The sequence below is a fragment of the Rhodococcus qingshengii JCM 15477 genome, from assembly GCF_023221595.1.
GTDB lineage: Bacteria > Actinomycetota > Actinomycetes > Mycobacteriales > Mycobacteriaceae > Rhodococcus_F > Rhodococcus_F qingshengii.
Map to the genome: position 1 here is coordinate 72,225 of NZ_CP096567.1, position 16,991 is coordinate 89,215.

The window sequence follows — 16,991 nt, forward strand, 5'->3', positions numbered from 1 at the left end:
GTGTCAGCCCGAAACTGATGCTCAGCTGAGCGAGTTCAGGGCGGTGATGAAAGAGACGGCGGTGATGCCGAGCTTGAGCAGTTCGCTGACCTTGCCGAGATTGAGATCCTCGAGCGATTCGGTGCTCAGCGATGCGGTGTCGAAAGATCCCATGAAAACTCCTCAGAAATTATTGATTGAACGGTAGTGACAAACAGCGGAACAAGAAGAAGGGCGGACCCCGGATACACCGGGCTCCCCCCCTTCTTCGACTTGGGGCTACCCGTTCGCCGGGCGGTGGCCGTTCGTGACCGCTACCGCACCCACCGGATGTCATGCCCCCGGCCGTTTCCCTAGCTGCCGAAGATGTTGCCCAGGTTGCCGAGTGAGCCGGTGCCGGTCTCAGTCTCGGCATCCTTCTTCGCGAAGTTGGTGGTGCAACCGTTGAACGTCACCGCATCCACGAGAGTGGAGGTTGCGGCCGAGCCGCGACCGATACTGATGCCGTAGTGATCGACGACAGCGTTCGGCTGCGCTTCGGCGATGGCGTCTAGGCTTACACGGGCGAAGTCCTTTGCGCCGTCAATGTTCTGGGTGCTCCACCACTGCCCGTCCTGCAGTTCGGTGTGCACGGCGCCCTCGGTGGTGTCCGGTGCGGTCACGCCCGGAACCCACACGAGGGTGGTGAAGCCGGTGTCGGTGAACTTTCCGCCGGTGGTGCCGCTCAGCCGCAGCTGGAACGATGCCTTCGCCGTCTCCGCGCGCTCAGCGAATCTGATGTCGGTGTCGAGGATGTCGGCGAGCTTCACACCGCCGGCCGAGTGATACGACACGGAGCGGTCTTCGACGCCGTCGACCTCAAGCTCGAGGGAGCCGTCCTCGTCGAGCACGTTCTCGGCCGAGTACGAGGCAGTCTGATTCTTCTCGTCGTCGAACGGGATACCCCAACCGTTGGCGTTGGTTCGGTGGAGGTCGCATCGCACGTGAAGCCGGGAGCCGTCTCGTCCGAGCCGAGCGAACCAGTGGGCAGCGCGCCGGCGAAAGCGGGGGCGATCAGGGCTGCAGAGCTGACGAGTGCGGCGACAATTCCGGCGCGGCGAGCAGTGGTGGCATACGAGTTGAACCTCTCGATAAGGAATGCAAGTAAAGATCAGCAAAAACTAGCACAGACTGTCCGGTTTGTGAATATTAAACTATCACGTGACCGTAATTCACAGACAACTGGAAACCGTTGCTTGGTAACGTGTTTCACTTTTCGGACAGCTGTTCGAATTCTCACATGGGATACTGCGTCCATTGACGTTGATCAGTCAGGTTCTGCGTTCATCGAAGCCGGCGCGGCGCGATGGCCCCGACTCCAACCTTTCCCCGCGTGCAGGAATCGTCGTTCGAGAGACGATCCGAACGAAAAGGAGCTCCACCGGCAAGGGAGTGAGACTTCGCCAGTGGAGCCCTGGCGCACTGAAAACCGTGACAGAAGCCAGCGCACCGAACAGGGCCGTCGACGCTCACCGAGAGACCGGCAAGCCCTGGCGCCACCCTCTCGGGGTTGGGTCGAGAACACGCGGCGCCATCAACCCTACGACCAGAAACAGGCTACGACCTTCCGAACACACACTGCCCGCTGACAATCGCTGTCCGTTTCCGCACGCCGCAGTTCCGTTTCACACAGCAAGTTGGGGTCAGGACGACCCGAAGAGATTTCCGAGGGAACCGCCCGGTCCTCCCTCTCCCCCCGTCGTCCCGGTAATGGTGAACGTGTCCGCCTGCACCATCGAGTTCACCCATTCGGAGTTTTCGTTCTCCGTCGTCGTGCATCCGGCGTAGAAGACATACGTGCCCGCGGCAAGGTCATCGACGGTGTACGTCTTGGTGTCACCGGGCAACACGGGATCAGGGTGGGTGTCCCAGTTCGAGGTGCCGATATCGAAACCGGCGGGGAAAACAGTTGTTGGTGCAAGGTCGGCGGTCAGCACAGTCAGGCCGCAGTGCGAATTGATCGTGTTGGTGTTGGTGACAGTAGCGCTGAACGTGTCACCGGCGATGCTTGTCTGGACGGTCGGGGTCTGAGGGATGACCACGTCGGCCGACGCGACTGCAGCTCCGGCAACTGTCGTCGCGGCGATCGCTGCAGTTGTTGTCATGAACCTTCGAAGATGCATAGTTTGTCCCTTTTCTCTGCAGATCGGTGACGGCCGGACCGGCGTCAGTGGGGGCTGCCGAGGCCACGCTGGTGGGGTCGTCTGATGGGTCGTCCACTCGACTGCTCGACCGTAGTACGCACGTCAGAGCTTGCCGAGACCCCAAAAATGGGGGCGAACGATACGGGTGTGCAATGAAAGTTCGTCTGTTCGAACTCGACACCGGTAACTGCATGGTTGTCCACGCGCGATGCTCGTATCTGCCCAACCACGCTCGCCTGAAAATCTCGACCCAGGGTTCTGGAAGCGCTGCCACCGCCCAACCAATAGCTTGGGGATAACTGATCCTCTGCGATGCGATGCTAAAGTCCGATTGATCAAAGATTGCACTGTCTTCACAAGGTCGGGACCGAATGGAGTGTGACGTCCCATGCCTGAAATAGAACTTGTCTCCGACACGTCGTGGAGTCGGCGCGAGTGCAGCCATGTCGAGGCGAGGCAGCAGTGTTGAGTAGATTTCGGCGTGACGCCGCCATCCTCGCCGCGTACCTCGCGCAATTCGAAAACACCGAATCGAACTGCGCGGACCCTCACACCGCCGCGACGGCACTCACGCCCGAGGAACGACGACAACGTCGACGCGACTACACCGACAGCCTCGCCTGGGCGGCCGCGACACAGGTCAACGATGAAGACATCGCGGCCCTCACCCGGATGCGGCAGCGCTACGGTTTCCCCACGCGATCATGACTGTCGGCAGCCCCCACACGCCCGCCGAGACTCGTCGCCGAGAAATAACGAAAGGAACCCGATCGATGAGCGAAGGCTACTTCCGAACCCAGTGCCGCGGATGCGACCTCCGCGTCTACGAAGGACCCTGGATCCCACCGCGAGAGCGTCACCTCCTGCACGAGCAGCACCGCGCACTCTGCACCAGTGCGCCGCCCACAGCCCCGACTACGACGACTCCTACGTCGGTGACCACCGTGCCCACCCCGTTGTTCCTCCTTCGCGGCGAGCATCGAGAACCCTCACCGCAAACATCCCGGTCGCCCGCGAAAAATACTCTACTACAACAAGTCCGATAGCGTGCGGAGGACCATCTCGAATCGGGACCAGGACATACCAATCGCGCCTGTCGGTCGTGAGTCTCCACGTCGGCTTACACGCGTGCCCGAATTCTGTCAGCAGGCTTCCCACAGGAGGCAAACAGCCGCTCACCGCGCACAGATCGCATCACTCAGCGGAACTCTCTGGCGCCGCCGACGAACCCGGCCTGCCCCTTGAGAATCGGGGAATTATTGTGCAGTAGCGGGTTTCGCAGTTATGTTTCCGGTGGGTGCCCGTCGACCGGCTGGTCACTCGACGGGAGGCGGGACGCCTGTCTCCCGCGCTCCCCCATGCACCCCCGTGTTTCGTCAGGCGGCAGACGCAAGCGATGAAACAACTCTCGCGTCCGAGTTCTTCGCCACCACCATTCTGGGGCGGGATGCGCCAGACCGAGACGACTGTTGTCCCGGGACCTTTGCGGCACCGGAACAACGATCGCTGACACGGAGGTTGTTCGTCAGCTCCCGAAGATGCTGCCAGAGCTGCCGACGCTTCCCGTCCCGGAGCCGCTGGGAACGTGCACCGTCGAGCCGTCGACGACATACCCTAAGGGTCCATCGGTGACCTGTGTCTCGGTGACGAGGATCGGCAGTCGGTACACGCTGCCGTCGTCGCCGCGCAGTTCCAGATGATGCTCACCGGCAGGAACATTCGGGACGACGAAATCGATAATCGCCACGCCGTCGTTCACCTCGAATGTACCGACCTCGACTGGGTCGGAGAACAACGTTCCGACGAACTTGCCCGCTTCTCCGATCTTCCCTGGGATCGCGATGAAACCGGCCCACAGATGCGTACCGGACTGCACGACAACCTGATCGGCACTGAGCCCGCCGTGTGAACGTGCCACCGCGGTGTGTCCCAAGGAGTTGAACAGTATTTGACCACTGCAGTCGGTGCCGTACTGCCAGGCGTTGCTCACTGCCGGGCATTGCATCGACAATGCCGAATACAGGGTGTGGGTCATGGTCTCGGATAAAAATTTCGACGCGATCGCTTCGTGGACCGCCAACGAGCTGGTATCGCACACCACATCACCGATCATGCAGATCGAGGACACAAGTCCGGCGTGGGCATCCTTGAAGGTCAGCGCATCAGGATCAGCGATCGACGCCGAGACCGAGGCGCCGGAGCCGTTCGTCGAGCCCAGCTTGTTCCATCCCCCGACGTTTTCGGCGCGGTTGGGTTGATGCGAGGGATCGCCGATGACGACGATTTTCTTCACCTGTGTGAACAGCGACGTCTCGCCGCTGCGGTGGGCGTTGCCCATGGCCTTGTTGATCACGTCGGCACCCTGGGAATAGCCGGCGAGTACCACGGACGCCTGATGGCAGTGCGAGGCGATCAGGCGCAGTTCCTTGGCGAGGTTGTCGGCACCGACCGCGACGGATCGTTGGTACCGGTCGAGGTAGGAGAGGTCGAGGAGATTGACCGGAATCGCGGGATAGCGGATCGCGCGGGCCTGCATCGATGCGATCTCCGGGGTGCCGGCTGCGCCCTGATGGTGCAGTTCGTCGAAGACGGCTTTGACGGGTTCTCCCATCCCCGTGGTGCGGGCGTTGGGGCCGGAATCTTTGGCGTAGACAGGATCGAAGGTCGCGGACTCGTACTCTTCGAGTGTTGTGTCCGGCCCTTGACCGTCCTCACCCTTCTCGCTGGATCCGCGGACGCCGACGAAGTACATGTCATCGCACTCGGCGGGGTTGGTCGTTTCCACTGCCGCGGAGATGGCTGCGGCGAGCTCGTCGGTATTGGTGGCGGTGAAGTACTGCCCGCCGGTGGCATTGGCGATGCAGCTCAGCTCGCTCTCGGCATTGGTCGGGGCGTTGAACCCGACGGCATGGACGCGGAAGTCGACACCGAGATCGTTCTTGATCTCTTGGGCAACGGCACAGGGGTTTCCGCAGCTGCTCTGTCCGTCGCTGATCAACACGATGGTGCGGTCCCCGCTGGCCGGCAGGTCGCGCGCTGCTGCCCTCAGGGCGTCCGGTGTGGGGGTACCGCCGTCGGCGGAGAGTTGCGTTGTCGCGGCATTGAGTTGGTCTTTGTTGTCGGTGGCGACAGGAACCAACAACCGGCCACCGTCGCCGCAGCTGCCGCTGAAACTACGCAGCCCGGCCGCCTGGCCGGGAGCGAGCGCGTCGATTCCTGCGCGCAGCGCCTCTTTCGCTTGCGTCAGTGGGGATCCCGACATCGATCCCGAGGTGTCGACGACGAACAACACACTCGATTGCTGCGATGCCGATTCTTGTGCCTGGGCGATCGGCGCCGAGATCGTGGCCACGGCTACCAGCAGGCTCAGCAGTGCAAGCACCGCATTCCGTCGATGCCCACTGGCGGATCCAGTGCGGCCGGTAGGCCGCTGCTGTAATCGTGTCCTCATGTGTTCTCGTCATCCCTTCACTGCCGTCGGTGCACCTGTGCACTGAGGCGCGGTGCCTGTGCGCTGCTTCCGTGCACGAGCGAGACGTGTCGAATGTTTCGGTAGGATCGGGTGTAGCGATGTGCCGGTTCCGGAGTGTTTTCGTCCCTCGCTAGCGTCACCTGATCAGATGTATCTCAGTCGACAGCCCACCCTCGCGCATGCCCCCAATTCTGTGGTCTCCCCAAACACGCCCCGGTGCGATACCTTCCGGCGTGCACGACGATGCGGACGCCTCCCGAATGGGCGCCCCCGGAAGCTGTCACCCGCTCGTATCACCGAATGTGTGTGCGCCGTAGTCGTTGTCAGCACCCGTCGACCACACGCTCATCGCTGGAGCCGCGAAGGGTCAGCGGCCGAGCGACGAGGCACCTGCTGCCCGATCTCGTGCATGGGAGCAACTGGGTTCGTCCTATACCGGATGAAAGTCTCGAGGCGCGCCGAGTCGCGCGCCCGACTGCTCGATGGCAGGCGTCTTCGTGTCGTGGTTGTCGGAGACGGAAACGGGGTAACTACTGGCACACACTGTGACGAACTTATGTTTGCGCGATGTGCACTCGAGGCCAGTCCGAACAGTGCCTGCGCTGGGACTGACGAAACCACCCGGCGTGCACGTGCACCCACCGTCTCATCTCTCGGGAGGACCGCATGAAATATCATCGCCGGGTAGGAATTTCCCCTCTGCCGTCGTCGGCGTCATGCGACGTTCCTCTCTCACGCGCACGGTCGACCCGACGAGTCGCTCTCTGCCGAAGAGTAGAGATCGTCGTTCTGGCGATCCTTGTAACTGCGGTCGTCACAAGCATGTCCCGCGCTTCGGCGGCACCCGTCGACACTGTGCTGCCCATCCCGGTCGCCGGCCTCGCCACCGGCCCGACCGGGCTCGGCGGGCCTCTGGTCGGGCAACATGTCACGGCCACCACCGACACCGAACGCCCCGGAATCACCGAATTCCGTGGCACCGAAGGCATCTGCGCGTGCATGGTCCACTGGCGCAACCTCACCACCGGCGTTGCAGGCACCTCGAACAACTTTTGGTTCGGTTTACCCGCTACCGGAGCCACCGCAATCACCGGTTCGGGTGTCCTGGTTGCCACCGTCACCACCAGCGGCGCCGGAAGCCCGATCACCGTTCTCCCCGGCGCCGGACTGTGGATCGTTCCCTGACCGACTACTGCGCTCTCAATCCCCATTCTTTGAAAGAGCGCCGAGCACGTGTCACGATTGCACGGCCGCCGTGCCAGCATCCGCTCGGCCTGTCACCGTCGGAGGCAGGTACGCGAACCTTACGGTCGTTTACATTCGGTGACAATGTCGGTCAGAGGCGCATGCACGTACTGTGCCCCCAATTCTGCTGTCTCGCAGCCGACTTCTACCCGGTCTACGGTCGAACGATGACGTGCGAACGCTGAGCCGCCCCAGGTTTTCGGCATCGCTGTACTGTCCACAACGGGGTGAGGACCATCGCATGAACGCCACCGGCATCAGACCGTATCTCGTCGTCCGGGCCATCGGAGCTGTTCCGATTCTGATTGTCGGCGTCAAAGGGATCACCGGTTTCTACAACGACGACATCGCGTGGATGCTCTTGCTGACCGCCCTCGGCCTCACGGTGTGGTTTGTCTCGGATCGGATGCGCAAGAAGAACACCACCTGGGACAGCCTGCGCGCAGTCCCCGTCCGATATACCGGTGGATCCGAAAGCCCTGCCGCCGAGTCTGTCTCGGGGTACGGCCGATTCGCGCTCGATCATGCATTGCTGTTCTCGGCGCCCGTCCGCAGCGTAGTGATCCGGGAACATCTCCTTCACACACTGCAGCCTGGTCCTGGGCCCTCGGCCCAACACTTCGGCCTGTACCTGATCGAGAACACCGACCCGCGGATCAGTGTGCGGTTCGGCTCGGTCGCAGCGCCCGACTTGTTCACTGCGGTCATCTCCCTTCAAGACAATGCCTCAAGTGCAAGCGGGCGCCTCGACTTCGTCTCCGCGCACTCGCAGAACGGCGTCCTGGTCGCCGGCGAAACGATCGAGCGCCTCCGCCGCGACATCGCCGACGCCGTTCGATCGCTCGCACCGAACGCCTACCTCGCGGACACGCCCGTCGCCGGCGCGATCATCAGGATGTGACCGACAAGAAGGAGACATCATCACCCGCACCCACTGTCGTGCCTGAATCCATTCCCGTCTCGACCTGCCCATCCGCGATCTTGGCGGACCAGATGCCTGACATATCAGCGAATGGTCCCGCGCTGTGCACTGCGCCTGAGAACACCCGCAAACCGACTTCCCGTTCCGAACTCCCTGCTATGTTCTGTCGATCCTATTCACACGCGCAGCGGAGTCCACCACGTGACCGATACCCCCTCCTACTCCCCCACCGACACGGCCCACCGCATCGGTGTCGTCGAGGACCATGAGGCGGTCGTCATGGGCCTCGAGGCGATGCTCGCCCCGTACCCGTCCCTGTCCGTGTGCGCCTCAGCACCCACCGTCTCCGCACTACTCGCCCAGGAGGTCGCGTTGGATCTGGCGATCCTCGACCTACGCCTCGCAGACGGATCGTCCCCTAAAACCAACGTCGACGAGCTCCGCGCCGCGGGTCTGGAAACCCTGATCTTCACCGGCGCCGAAAATCCGTACCTCGTGCGTTTGGCAGCCAAGGCCGGGGTCCTCGGTGTGGTGCGCAAATCCGAGACCTCCGATGTCGTCGTGGCCGCCATCATCGCCGCCGCAGCGGGCGAACCTGTCGTGACCACGGAGTGGGCCGCTGCCGTCGATGGTGACCCCCATTTGGCCGAGGTCGATCTCAGCCCGCGCCAGCGTGATGTGCTCGCCCTCTACGCCTCCGGGGAAAAGGCCGACCGTGTGGCTCGCCTGACCGGATTGACCACCCACACCGTCAACGACTACCTCGGCCGTATCCGCGCCAAATACGCCGACGCCGGGCGCCCCGCGAACACCAAAACCGACCTCTACAAACGCGCCGTCGAAGACGGGTGGCTTCCGGTCCCCGAACGCGGACTGCGATGACCAGCCCGGCCGTGCTGTCCCCCGCGACGGGGGTCGGCCAGGAGAACACCGATCGCATCCTGCGCATGTTCGCCCGCTTCACCAGCGTCGGCTACCTCGCCTACCTCGCACTGCTGTACCCCTCGATCATTACGACGACGCCGCACATGCATCGATGGTGGACACCTCTCGCTGTGCTGACCGTATTCGGATCCGGCATGCTGCCCGGCCTGCTCTCCTTCCGCCGCAGCACCGCAGCGATGCGCTCGGCGGCCGCCGTGGCCGCACTGGTCTTCCTCGCGGCCGCGTTCACCTGGCCCCTGGCATGGACCGGGGCCCAACTGCCAGGCGATGACGGCGAATGGCTGGCAGCCTTCCCCGGCCTGGCCAGCCTCGCCGGCGTCATCGCCTGGCCGACGAGCGTTGCCTTTATCCATCTCGTGATCGGCTGTACCACAGTGCAAATGATCAACCTCGCCGCCCGAGTCAACGCATCAGCGTCGATGCTCGTACCGGACATCACGTTCGCGATCATGTTCTGCACCCTGTTCGTCGGCGGCGCCGCGATGGCACTACGCACCGGCCGATTGCTCGACACCACGACCGAGTCCACCCGCGCCGCCGCCGCAAGCGCTGCCGCCCAACGGGCCCGCGCCGTCGAACGCGAACGCTTCGACGCCCTCATCCACGACGGAGTGATCGCCACCCTCCTGACCGCCTCCCGGCCTGTGCACCGACACAATGTCCGTGCCCTCGCCTCAACGACCTTGCGTGAACTCGACGAACTGCACACCGTCAGCGATCCCGATCAGTCCATCGGCCTCGACGAGACCCTCGCCCAACTACGCACCGCTACAGTCGATATCGACCCCAACGCCTCGTTCGTCGTAACCGGCACCGAGACTGCAGAAACCTTGCGGATTCCCGTGAGCATCGTCCGGTCCATGAGCGGTGCGCTCTCCGAAGCACTGCGCAACAGTCACCTCCACGCCGGACCACGGGCCACCCGAACAGTCACCGCCGCCTTACAGGCTGACAGCATCGCCATCACCATCGCCGACGACGGCGTCGGATTCGACCACGCCTCGATCCCCCCACACCGCCTGGGCATCGCCGTCAGCATCCTCGGACGAATGCGACCCATCGCCGGTGGATCAGCGCGGGTGGACTCGCGGCCCGGACGCGGCACCACCGTGCACATCGAATGGACGGAGCCATGACCGACGACCGCACCGCATCGAGCGCGAACCATCACACCTCGGACACCCGCGATGTCCGCGAACTCCTCGGGCTGCGCACCACTGCAGCCGCTGTAGTCGTCGGCGCGTTCATCGCGACGTTCCTTCTCCTCGCGCTCACCACAGCCCCCACAGCAAAGTCGTTGTGGGCCGAAACATCAGCTTGGATTGTGGTCAGTGCCGCCGCGGTCACCCTCATCCGGACCGCCGGTGATCCTCTGCCGTATCGGACAACTCTTGCGCTGATGCTGGCGGGACCGATCAGCCTCAATCTGGTGTTCGCGGTCGTACCGATCCCGATCGACGGTCTATTACAACTCTGGCCTCTCTCCGCCGCGACCGCGATCTACACCTATATGTGTGTCCGCGGACGGACTTGGTGGGCATGGCTCGGGATGACCGCCACCTTGGCGAGTTGCGCCTGGTGGGCGCAACGAACCGGACAAAGCGCCGGCTACGGCATCGGAATCTCCGCCATCAACCTCGCCCCACTGTTGATGGCGACGTTCTTCGCCTGGACCATCCGTCCCGCCGCCCGCGACATCTTCGCACTGCGCGAACAAACCATCATCCGCGTCGCCGCCGAAGCCGCCGACACCGCAATCCTCGACGAACGCGACCAACAACTGCGACGACTCGACAACTTGGCCCGCCCCCTCCTCCAACACCTCGCCACAGACGAGGACATCACCGACGAGCAACAACTGGCGTGCACCCTCCTCGAAGCGCACCTACGCGACACCCTCCGAGCCCCCATTCTCGACACCGCCGCCATCGCCGCCGCAGCCAGGGCAGCACGTGCACGGGGAGTCGACGTCATCCTGCTCGACGACCACGGCATGGACCAGACCGCAGACCCCGTCCGCGAACAGATCATCACTGCAGTCCTCACAGCCCTCACCGAAGCCACCGACGGCACACTCACCGTCAGAGTGTCTCCCCCACAACGCGATACCCTGCTGACCATCCTGCACCGACGCAGCGACGACACCACCCGCAGCGAATACGGGCAGGACGGACTCGCCCTCCTTGCCCCCGACACGCTCATCGATCTGGCCACCGCGTCGCTCCTTCCGAATCGGACAGAGGGGACCACTCGCGGAGGCGACGACGCGCTGGACGAGCCGTGATCGGATTCGGACTACCGCTGGTTGAGTCTGTCGAGGAGCTCGTTGAAGGAAGCCTCGAAGGTCGACAAACTGCTCTTGCAGTAGTTCGCGGAACCCGTTGACGTCGAACTCATCCCACACCCGGCGTTCTCAAAAGCCTGTGCTGATCGCTGACAGTGAGAGCCTGGCCCTGAACCGAACCGAGCAATGATCAGAACCTGTGGATGGTTCTCGGCGAGGCGGCGTGAGTGGGCGCACCTTCCCGGGAATGATCTGAAATTCCATCAGCTCTGATCAGGACCGGCGTTGGCGCGCTGGTTCGGGAAGGTACGCCCATGCTCACGGTAGTTCAGGATCAGCAATCCTCCAACGACGACAGCGGTGTTGGTCGGTCGTTGCTTGACGAGATCGTTCGCGACGGTGCCCGGCAGATGCTCGCGGCGGCGTTGGCCGCCGAAGTCGCCGCATACATCGAGCAGTTCGCCGAGCATCTCGATGAGCACGGCCGGCGGCTGGTGGTCCGCAACGGCTATCACCACGAGCGTGACGTGCTCACCGCGGCGGGGGCGGTGACGGTGACCGCACCGCGGGTCAACGACCGCCGTGTCGACGCCGAGACCGGTGAACGGCAACGGTTTTCCTCGGCGATCCTGCCGGCGTGGTCACGCAAGTCCCCGCAGATGACCGAGGTGTTGCCGCTGCTGTACCTGCACGGGCTGTCCAGCGGCGACTTCGGTGCGGCGTTGGAGCAGTTCCTCGGCACTGGTGCCGGGCTGTCGGCCTCGACGATCACCCGGCTGACCGCGCAATGGCAGGACGAGGCGAAGGCCTTCGCCGACCGGGATCTCTCGGGCACCGATTTCGTGTACCTATGGGTCGACGGCATCCATCTCAAGGTCCGCCTGGAGCAGGAGAAGCTGTGCTTGCTCGTGATGATCGGCGTCCGCGCCGACGGCCGCAAGGAGCTCGTCGCGCTCACCGATGGGTTCCGGGAGTCCACAGAGTCGTGGGCTGATCTGCTGCGCTCATGCCGACGCCGCGGGATGACCGCCCCGGTGCTGGCCGTCGGTGATGGGGCGCTGGGGTTCTGGAAGGCACTGCGGGAGGTGTTTCCGGATACCCGTGAACAGCGCTGCTGGTTTCACAAGCAGGCCAATGTGCTTGCTGCGCTGCCCAAGTCGGCTCATCCAGGTGCGACCGCGGCGATGCGGGAAATCTACAACGCCGAGGACATCGACAAGGCCCAGGTCGCGATCAAGGCCTTCGAGGTAGATTACGGCGCGAAGTACCCCAAGGCGGTCGCCAAGATCGTCGACGACGCCGACGTGCTCCTGGAGTTCTACCGGTACCCGGCCGAGCACTGGATCCACTTGCGCACTACGAATCCGATCGAATCGACGTTTGCGACCGTGCGGTTGCGAACCAAGGTCACCAAGGGCCCTGGGTCACGCGCAGCGGGGATTGCCATGGCCTACAAGCTGATCGACGCCGCACAAGCCCGCTGGCGGGCGGTCAACGCCCCCCATCTGGTCGCGCTGGTCCGTGCCGGCGCGGTGTTCCACAAAGGCAAGCTGCTCGAACGACCCATCGACATCTCACCCGCTGAGCCCGACGAATCAAGCGAAACGGAGGTCGCCTGAAACACCCTCATCCACAGGTCTTGACAATATCTCAACCGAACCTGCAGCGATACCGACTTGAGTAATCCTATGCGCAAAATCGGCTTTATCCTCCACTACAGCCAAGCAGTTACTGCCGTGTGCCTTCGTGCACCTGATGTCGGCAAGTTCTTCGCCGTCTTTGCAGAACTGGCTGCAAAAGACGCTCGAAGCGCGTGGCGCTGGACTCAGTAGAGTTTCCGTTCCCACATCCGGTGAGCAACACCACGCCAAACATCAGAGCACCAACAGCAAGGGCACCGACCGAGCTACTCCGTGTCATGAACATCTCCTCTACTTAAATTCATTATCCATCCTGGACCAGTCCGCAGTGGTGCGGTAAGGGGATGACTCCATTAACTGCCTCGTCGCCCGCAGAGAAAACGTGGCACCCCCTGATTGACAAATACGGGGTTTAATCCTGACTGTAGCGCGGAATCTGCATCAGTGAAGTAACAGCCAATAACCTAGCGCACCACCGTACTCACTTTGAGGCATACCCGTGGTGGCGTTGCCCAAGGCATCGGATAAGGCACCCATTCCTTCTGGCATTCGAGGGAAAGTTCCCGGAGGAATCGGGTGGACAATCGACCTCGCCATCGGGCTCACTCAGCACTCAACTGCTCGATTTTGCGTTCTCTTACGTAAAGGTAAAAAGTATCTGGTCCTTGATTTACTTATTCACGACGGCGTGTGCCCCCACTTTTGCCGTCTCGGCGATCCCTCCAAGTTCAACTACTGTCAAAACTCTCTCACCCGCTCAACCTCACGAACTCCAAACCTGAACATGCCTTTCGGAGGAACCTATGGCGTTCGAACTTCGCCCCTATCATGTTGCGCGAGCCCTGACAGTACTGTTTGCCATCCCTGCATTCTGGACCTTCTCGGTCGAAGGAGTGACGACAACCACGGAGTACGACCTAGCGACAGGAAAAGCCTCGTCCAGCAACGACTTCGGGTCGCAACTGGGCGGTAGTATCGTATGGATTATCCTCGCAGTCGCATCCGGTATAGCGGCCTGGCACCTGGCAAAGAACCGCGTAGCATGGCCCGAATCCATCAAAGCGCAATTGCGGCAGTTCAAACTCGTCCCGCCCGCAGCAAACCCGAACAGCACTCACCCTTGATCGACAATCTTGGCCTGGTTCATCGTGAGGTCACCAATTAGAGTTCGCCACACACGCTGCGTCGATCGTGGAGATGCGTGCATCGACTAATCAGTGCGTGTATCGACTAACCAGAAGGGTTCATCAACGCATGGTCTCGAGGTTCCAGATCGCGGCGGTTGTGGGTATCGCTGGGGCTTTGACATTGTCCGGTTGCGGTGGCTTCGACGATTCATTGTCGGGATCCACTAATAGGAACCCAGCTGATTGGGCACTGACTTTCGGTGGGGCTGGACCAGTGGTGGCCGGAATGAGCGAAGCGGACCTTCTTGCCCAGGGAATTGCCCCCGCCGGGGAACCAGTGGACGGGTGCATGCGCTACTCGATCGGCAACTACGGCGCAACCGTTGAAATATTCACTATCGACGGCAAAATAGTCGGCGCTAATAGCACCTCGACATCAAGCGGGATCACATCCGCGTCGAGCGAACAGGACATCAGAACTGCCTATCCTGAAGCTACTTTCACTTCGACGCCAAATTTCAGGTCACCGCAAAACACCGATCTGCTAGTTAGCGATCCGAACCATCCTGACCGATATTTGGCCTTCTCCATCGGAGCAGACGGATTCAATCATTACGAGATTTGGAGTGGTACGAAAGAATTCGTCACCGAACCATTTCTCATGTGCACAAACGCAGGAAATTCAGTCGCCGCAGCCACCTCGTCAGCAGTTTCTACCACGAGCTCCCCTACCTCAGCAGGAGCGATAACTTTTGGCGGCTACGGCAACATTGTCACCGGCACCGTGGAATCAGAACTGGCCAGCCACGGTATCGACGAAACTAACATGAGGACTGTCGGTGGCGATTGCACCGTCTACTACGACGGGACCACCGCTGCAATCAACGTGAAAAATGACGTAGTTGTCGGCGCGGTGGGCTCACGGGCAATTTACGGAGTGGGAACAGGCAGCACCCCCGCGCAGGTACGCAACGCCTTCAGCGGCGATGTGATCGAGCAAGTGAATGACCTCGGCCCAGTCCTCGTGGTCAGCCAGCCCAGTAAGCCGACCATGTATTTAGGTTTCCAGTTCGAGAACGCGAAAATTGGTGCTCTCAGCGACTCCGACACCGTCACTCAGGTTCGTGGTGGCACCAAGAAATTCGTGGCAACCCCGCTCGGCGGATGCTAGCTAAACCACCAACCGGCGGCACCGACGCTGAACCGTGCAGAATCGCAGAAGAGACTTGCATCATCTGCTCTCGCGCCGGAGTAATGCCGGCGCTCATCTATCGGTAAGGATGTGCAGAGCATGCGCCCCGATACCAGGCCGTCGGTGTAGCAAAAGCCTAGAACCACGCGACTACAGGTCAGATCGTCGAGCTGACCAGACTCATCAGGGAGATGCATGCGGCACAAGGCAGCACAGCTACTCGGCTTGCGACGCGCAACGATTACAGCGATCGTCGGTATGACCCTCGTGGCAACCGCCTGTTCAACATCCGGCCAGGCCGTCAGTGCCCAGCCCGAGACGGCAAGCGCGTCCTCCCAGCCGGCGCAACAACCGAACCGTCAACCAACTACCGACGCGCTCGCCACCCCCGGAAGCACCTGCGGCACAGTCACTTTCCCGGCTGGCACCCCCGGCACCGTAGTCGTAGAGACTGGTGCGATCACCTGTACCGATGCTGTGGCGCTCATCAACCGCTACTACAACGATCCGGTGATCACCCGCCAGGGCAACACCATGTCGGCGATGTTCGATGGCTGGACGTGCGTGAGCCCGACCGCTGTCGCCTCCCAGTTGGCCGGCTATGGATCGAAGTGCGAGAACGGTGACCTCACACTTGTTGTCGTTACGGGCGATGGAGCGGCCAATGCCACTGCAACAGCGACGTCACCGTGCACTGCTGACGCCATCGAGACCGACCTCAGTCGCGATATTGGTGGCCAAATCCGTTGCCACGGACAGTGGGCGTACGTGGTCTGGAACCGTCTGGGCGACTCCTCCTCTTTGGTCCGTGTGGTCGCCGGCAAGTGGGTTGTCTACACATCGTTCCCGACCACAATGTGCCCCACCCAAGCGCGGGCAGATGGCGTCCCCGAAGCCGAACTGAGCAGCTTCACCCACTGCGCCGACGACTCCGGCGGCCATACCGACGGCGGGTCAGGAGATCTCGGGCTGTCGACGCCTATCACCCAACCCACGTGCGATGGTCTCGGGATCGTGGTCGTCTACAGCGCAACCAAGCCCGGAAACTATGCCACCGAAGTGGGAAATGCCCTCGCCGCGCACCCCGGCGCGAAGTACCTGCGCACCGACCACTCCTGCCCATCCCTCCGTCAGGAGAGCAACGAGGGAAACCCGATCTACGCGGTTTACAAACCCGCTGGCTATACACAGGCCGAGGTATGCGCCGGCGTCCACCGGGAAAACGACGACGCCTACGGCAAATGGTTGGACATGAAGACCGACCCCAACATCATCATCGCCTGCTGATACAGATTCATGTTCATACGAAAGACCGCTATCGAGCGGTGCCGAGCAGCCTGAGACCAGTGGCAGATATCGAGCGTATCTGACCAGTCGATACGCTCGATACCTGTTCGCGTTCAGCATCATTCAAGGTGGTGTGATCTTCCAACTTTTTGACGGTCGCCGCCGCTTAGGGCTAGGTCAAACGCCGCGCGGTCGTCTTCGATAGACGTCGATACCGCCAATCGGCCCGGACTCCGCCACCACCCGAGAATCCTGATCGGCGGAATTCTCACAACCGCCAGGTCCCACATCATCTGGTCTACCCAGTTTGCCCCAGGGTGAAGCCGGTTGCTCCGGCGAGTTCGACGATCGCGGTGTGATGTCGAGTAGGACGGAAGAGCCTGCGCTTCGATGCAGGCGTCGCAGCGAAGACATATTTCTTGTCCTCATCGACGACACAGGAGAGAGTCGTCGTGATGCGCACCGCGTGCCCTTCGAGCGCTGCGCACAGGGCGACTGCTTCGCTGTGGAGTTCGGCGAGTAGGTCTTCGGTGATGCGGGCCGCGTCGACTCGCTTCTGGAAGACGAGATCGCCGCAGGCTTGGTGGTGGGTGATGAAGGTGCCGACCCGGACCAATGCTTGCGCAGCGGATTCGGGTTCAGGTGCACCGTAACCTGACCGCGTCGTGCCCATGATTGACAGTCCCCCGGCTTCCATTGTGGTTTTCGCATTCTG

General features: G+C 62.1%; 15 protein-coding genes. 10 read left to right on the forward strand and 5 right to left on the reverse strand.

Features of this window, described 5'->3' with window-relative positions; translation table 11 throughout:
- Positions 1-21: 21 nt before the first annotated feature.
- From M0639_RS35010 to M0639_RS31335, 3 genes are all read right to left on the reverse strand, one after another.
- On the reverse strand, positions 22-153 hold the full coding sequence (locus tag M0639_RS35010; RefSeq protein ID WP_256066028.1) for a hypothetical protein: 132 nt from the start codon (positions 151-153) through the stop codon (positions 22-24).
- A gap of 179 nt (positions 154-332) precedes the next feature.
- Positions 333-962 (reverse strand): hypothetical protein, encoded by a 630-nt coding sequence (locus tag M0639_RS31330; protein WP_231915226.1) that lies wholly within the window; start codon positions 960-962, stop codon positions 333-335.
- Between the two features lie 699 nt (positions 963-1,661).
- Positions 1,662-2,123, reverse strand: a complete 462-nt coding sequence (locus M0639_RS31335; RefSeq protein ID WP_064075815.1) for a hypothetical protein — start codon at positions 2,121-2,123, stop codon at positions 1,662-1,664.
- Positions 2,124-2,624: 501 nt separating this feature from the next.
- Here M0639_RS31335 and M0639_RS31340 point away from each other — a divergent pair.
- Positions 2,625-2,870, forward strand: coding sequence for a hypothetical protein (locus M0639_RS31340; protein ID WP_064075816.1), 246 nt, complete (start codon positions 2,625-2,627; stop codon positions 2,868-2,870).
- 817 nt (positions 2,871-3,687) lie between these two features.
- Here the strand turns inward: M0639_RS31340 and M0639_RS31345 are convergent.
- A complete protein-coding gene (locus tag M0639_RS31345) occupies positions 3,688-5,544 on the reverse strand; it encodes a cutinase family protein (RefSeq protein ID WP_064075817.1) in 1,857 nt (618 codons plus the stop codon).
- 912 nt (positions 5,545-6,456) lie between these two features.
- Between M0639_RS31345 and M0639_RS31350 the strand changes: the two genes are divergently transcribed.
- From M0639_RS31350 to M0639_RS31390, 9 genes are all read left to right on the forward strand, one after another.
- A complete protein-coding gene (locus tag M0639_RS31350; RefSeq protein ID WP_141695856.1) occupies positions 6,457-6,819 on the forward strand; it encodes a hypothetical protein in 363 nt (120 codons plus the stop codon).
- A gap of 301 nt (positions 6,820-7,120) precedes the next feature.
- Positions 7,121-7,780 carry a hypothetical protein gene (locus M0639_RS31355; RefSeq protein WP_064075818.1) on the forward strand — a complete coding sequence of 220 codons (660 nt, stop codon included), beginning with the start codon at positions 7,121-7,123 and terminating at the stop codon, positions 7,778-7,780.
- A 300-nt stretch (positions 7,781-8,080) separates the two neighbouring features.
- Positions 8,081-8,683 carry a helix-turn-helix transcriptional regulator gene (locus tag M0639_RS31360; protein ID WP_231915227.1) on the forward strand — a complete coding sequence of 201 codons (603 nt, stop codon included), beginning with the start codon at positions 8,081-8,083 and terminating at the stop codon, positions 8,681-8,683.
- A complete protein-coding gene (locus M0639_RS31365) occupies positions 8,680-9,882 on the forward strand; it encodes a sensor histidine kinase (protein WP_064075820.1) in 1,203 nt (400 codons plus the stop codon). The genes M0639_RS31360 and M0639_RS31365 overlap by 4 nt, the downstream gene beginning before the upstream one ends.
- On the forward strand, positions 9,879-11,030 hold the full coding sequence (locus M0639_RS31370) for a hypothetical protein (RefSeq protein WP_064075822.1): 1,152 nt from the start codon (positions 9,879-9,881) through the stop codon (positions 11,028-11,030). Before M0639_RS31365 ends, M0639_RS31370 begins: the two co-directional genes overlap by 4 nt.
- Before the next feature lie 314 nt (positions 11,031-11,344).
- Positions 11,345-12,649, forward strand: coding sequence for an IS256-like element ISRer3 family transposase (locus tag M0639_RS31375; RefSeq protein ID WP_042927240.1), 1,305 nt, complete (start codon positions 11,345-11,347; stop codon positions 12,647-12,649).
- Between the two features lie 824 nt (positions 12,650-13,473).
- Entirely contained in the window at positions 13,474-13,794 is a 321-nt protein-coding gene (locus tag M0639_RS31380; protein WP_064075475.1) for a hypothetical protein, read from the forward strand.
- Positions 13,795-14,083: 289 nt separating this feature from the next.
- Positions 14,084-14,968 (forward strand): hypothetical protein, encoded by an 885-nt coding sequence (locus tag M0639_RS31385; protein WP_156525094.1) that lies wholly within the window; start codon positions 14,084-14,086, stop codon positions 14,966-14,968.
- Between the two features lie 216 nt (positions 14,969-15,184).
- Positions 15,185-16,276 carry a hypothetical protein gene (locus M0639_RS31390; RefSeq protein WP_064075473.1) on the forward strand — a complete coding sequence of 364 codons (1,092 nt, stop codon included), beginning with the start codon at positions 15,185-15,187 and terminating at the stop codon, positions 16,274-16,276.
- Between the two features lie 298 nt (positions 16,277-16,574).
- Here M0639_RS31390 and M0639_RS31395 read toward each other — a convergent pair whose 3' ends face one another.
- Positions 16,575-16,949 carry a hypothetical protein gene (locus M0639_RS31395; RefSeq protein ID WP_156525093.1) on the reverse strand — a complete coding sequence of 125 codons (375 nt, stop codon included), beginning with the start codon at positions 16,947-16,949 and terminating at the stop codon, positions 16,575-16,577.
- Positions 16,950-16,991: the final 42 nt, after the last annotated feature.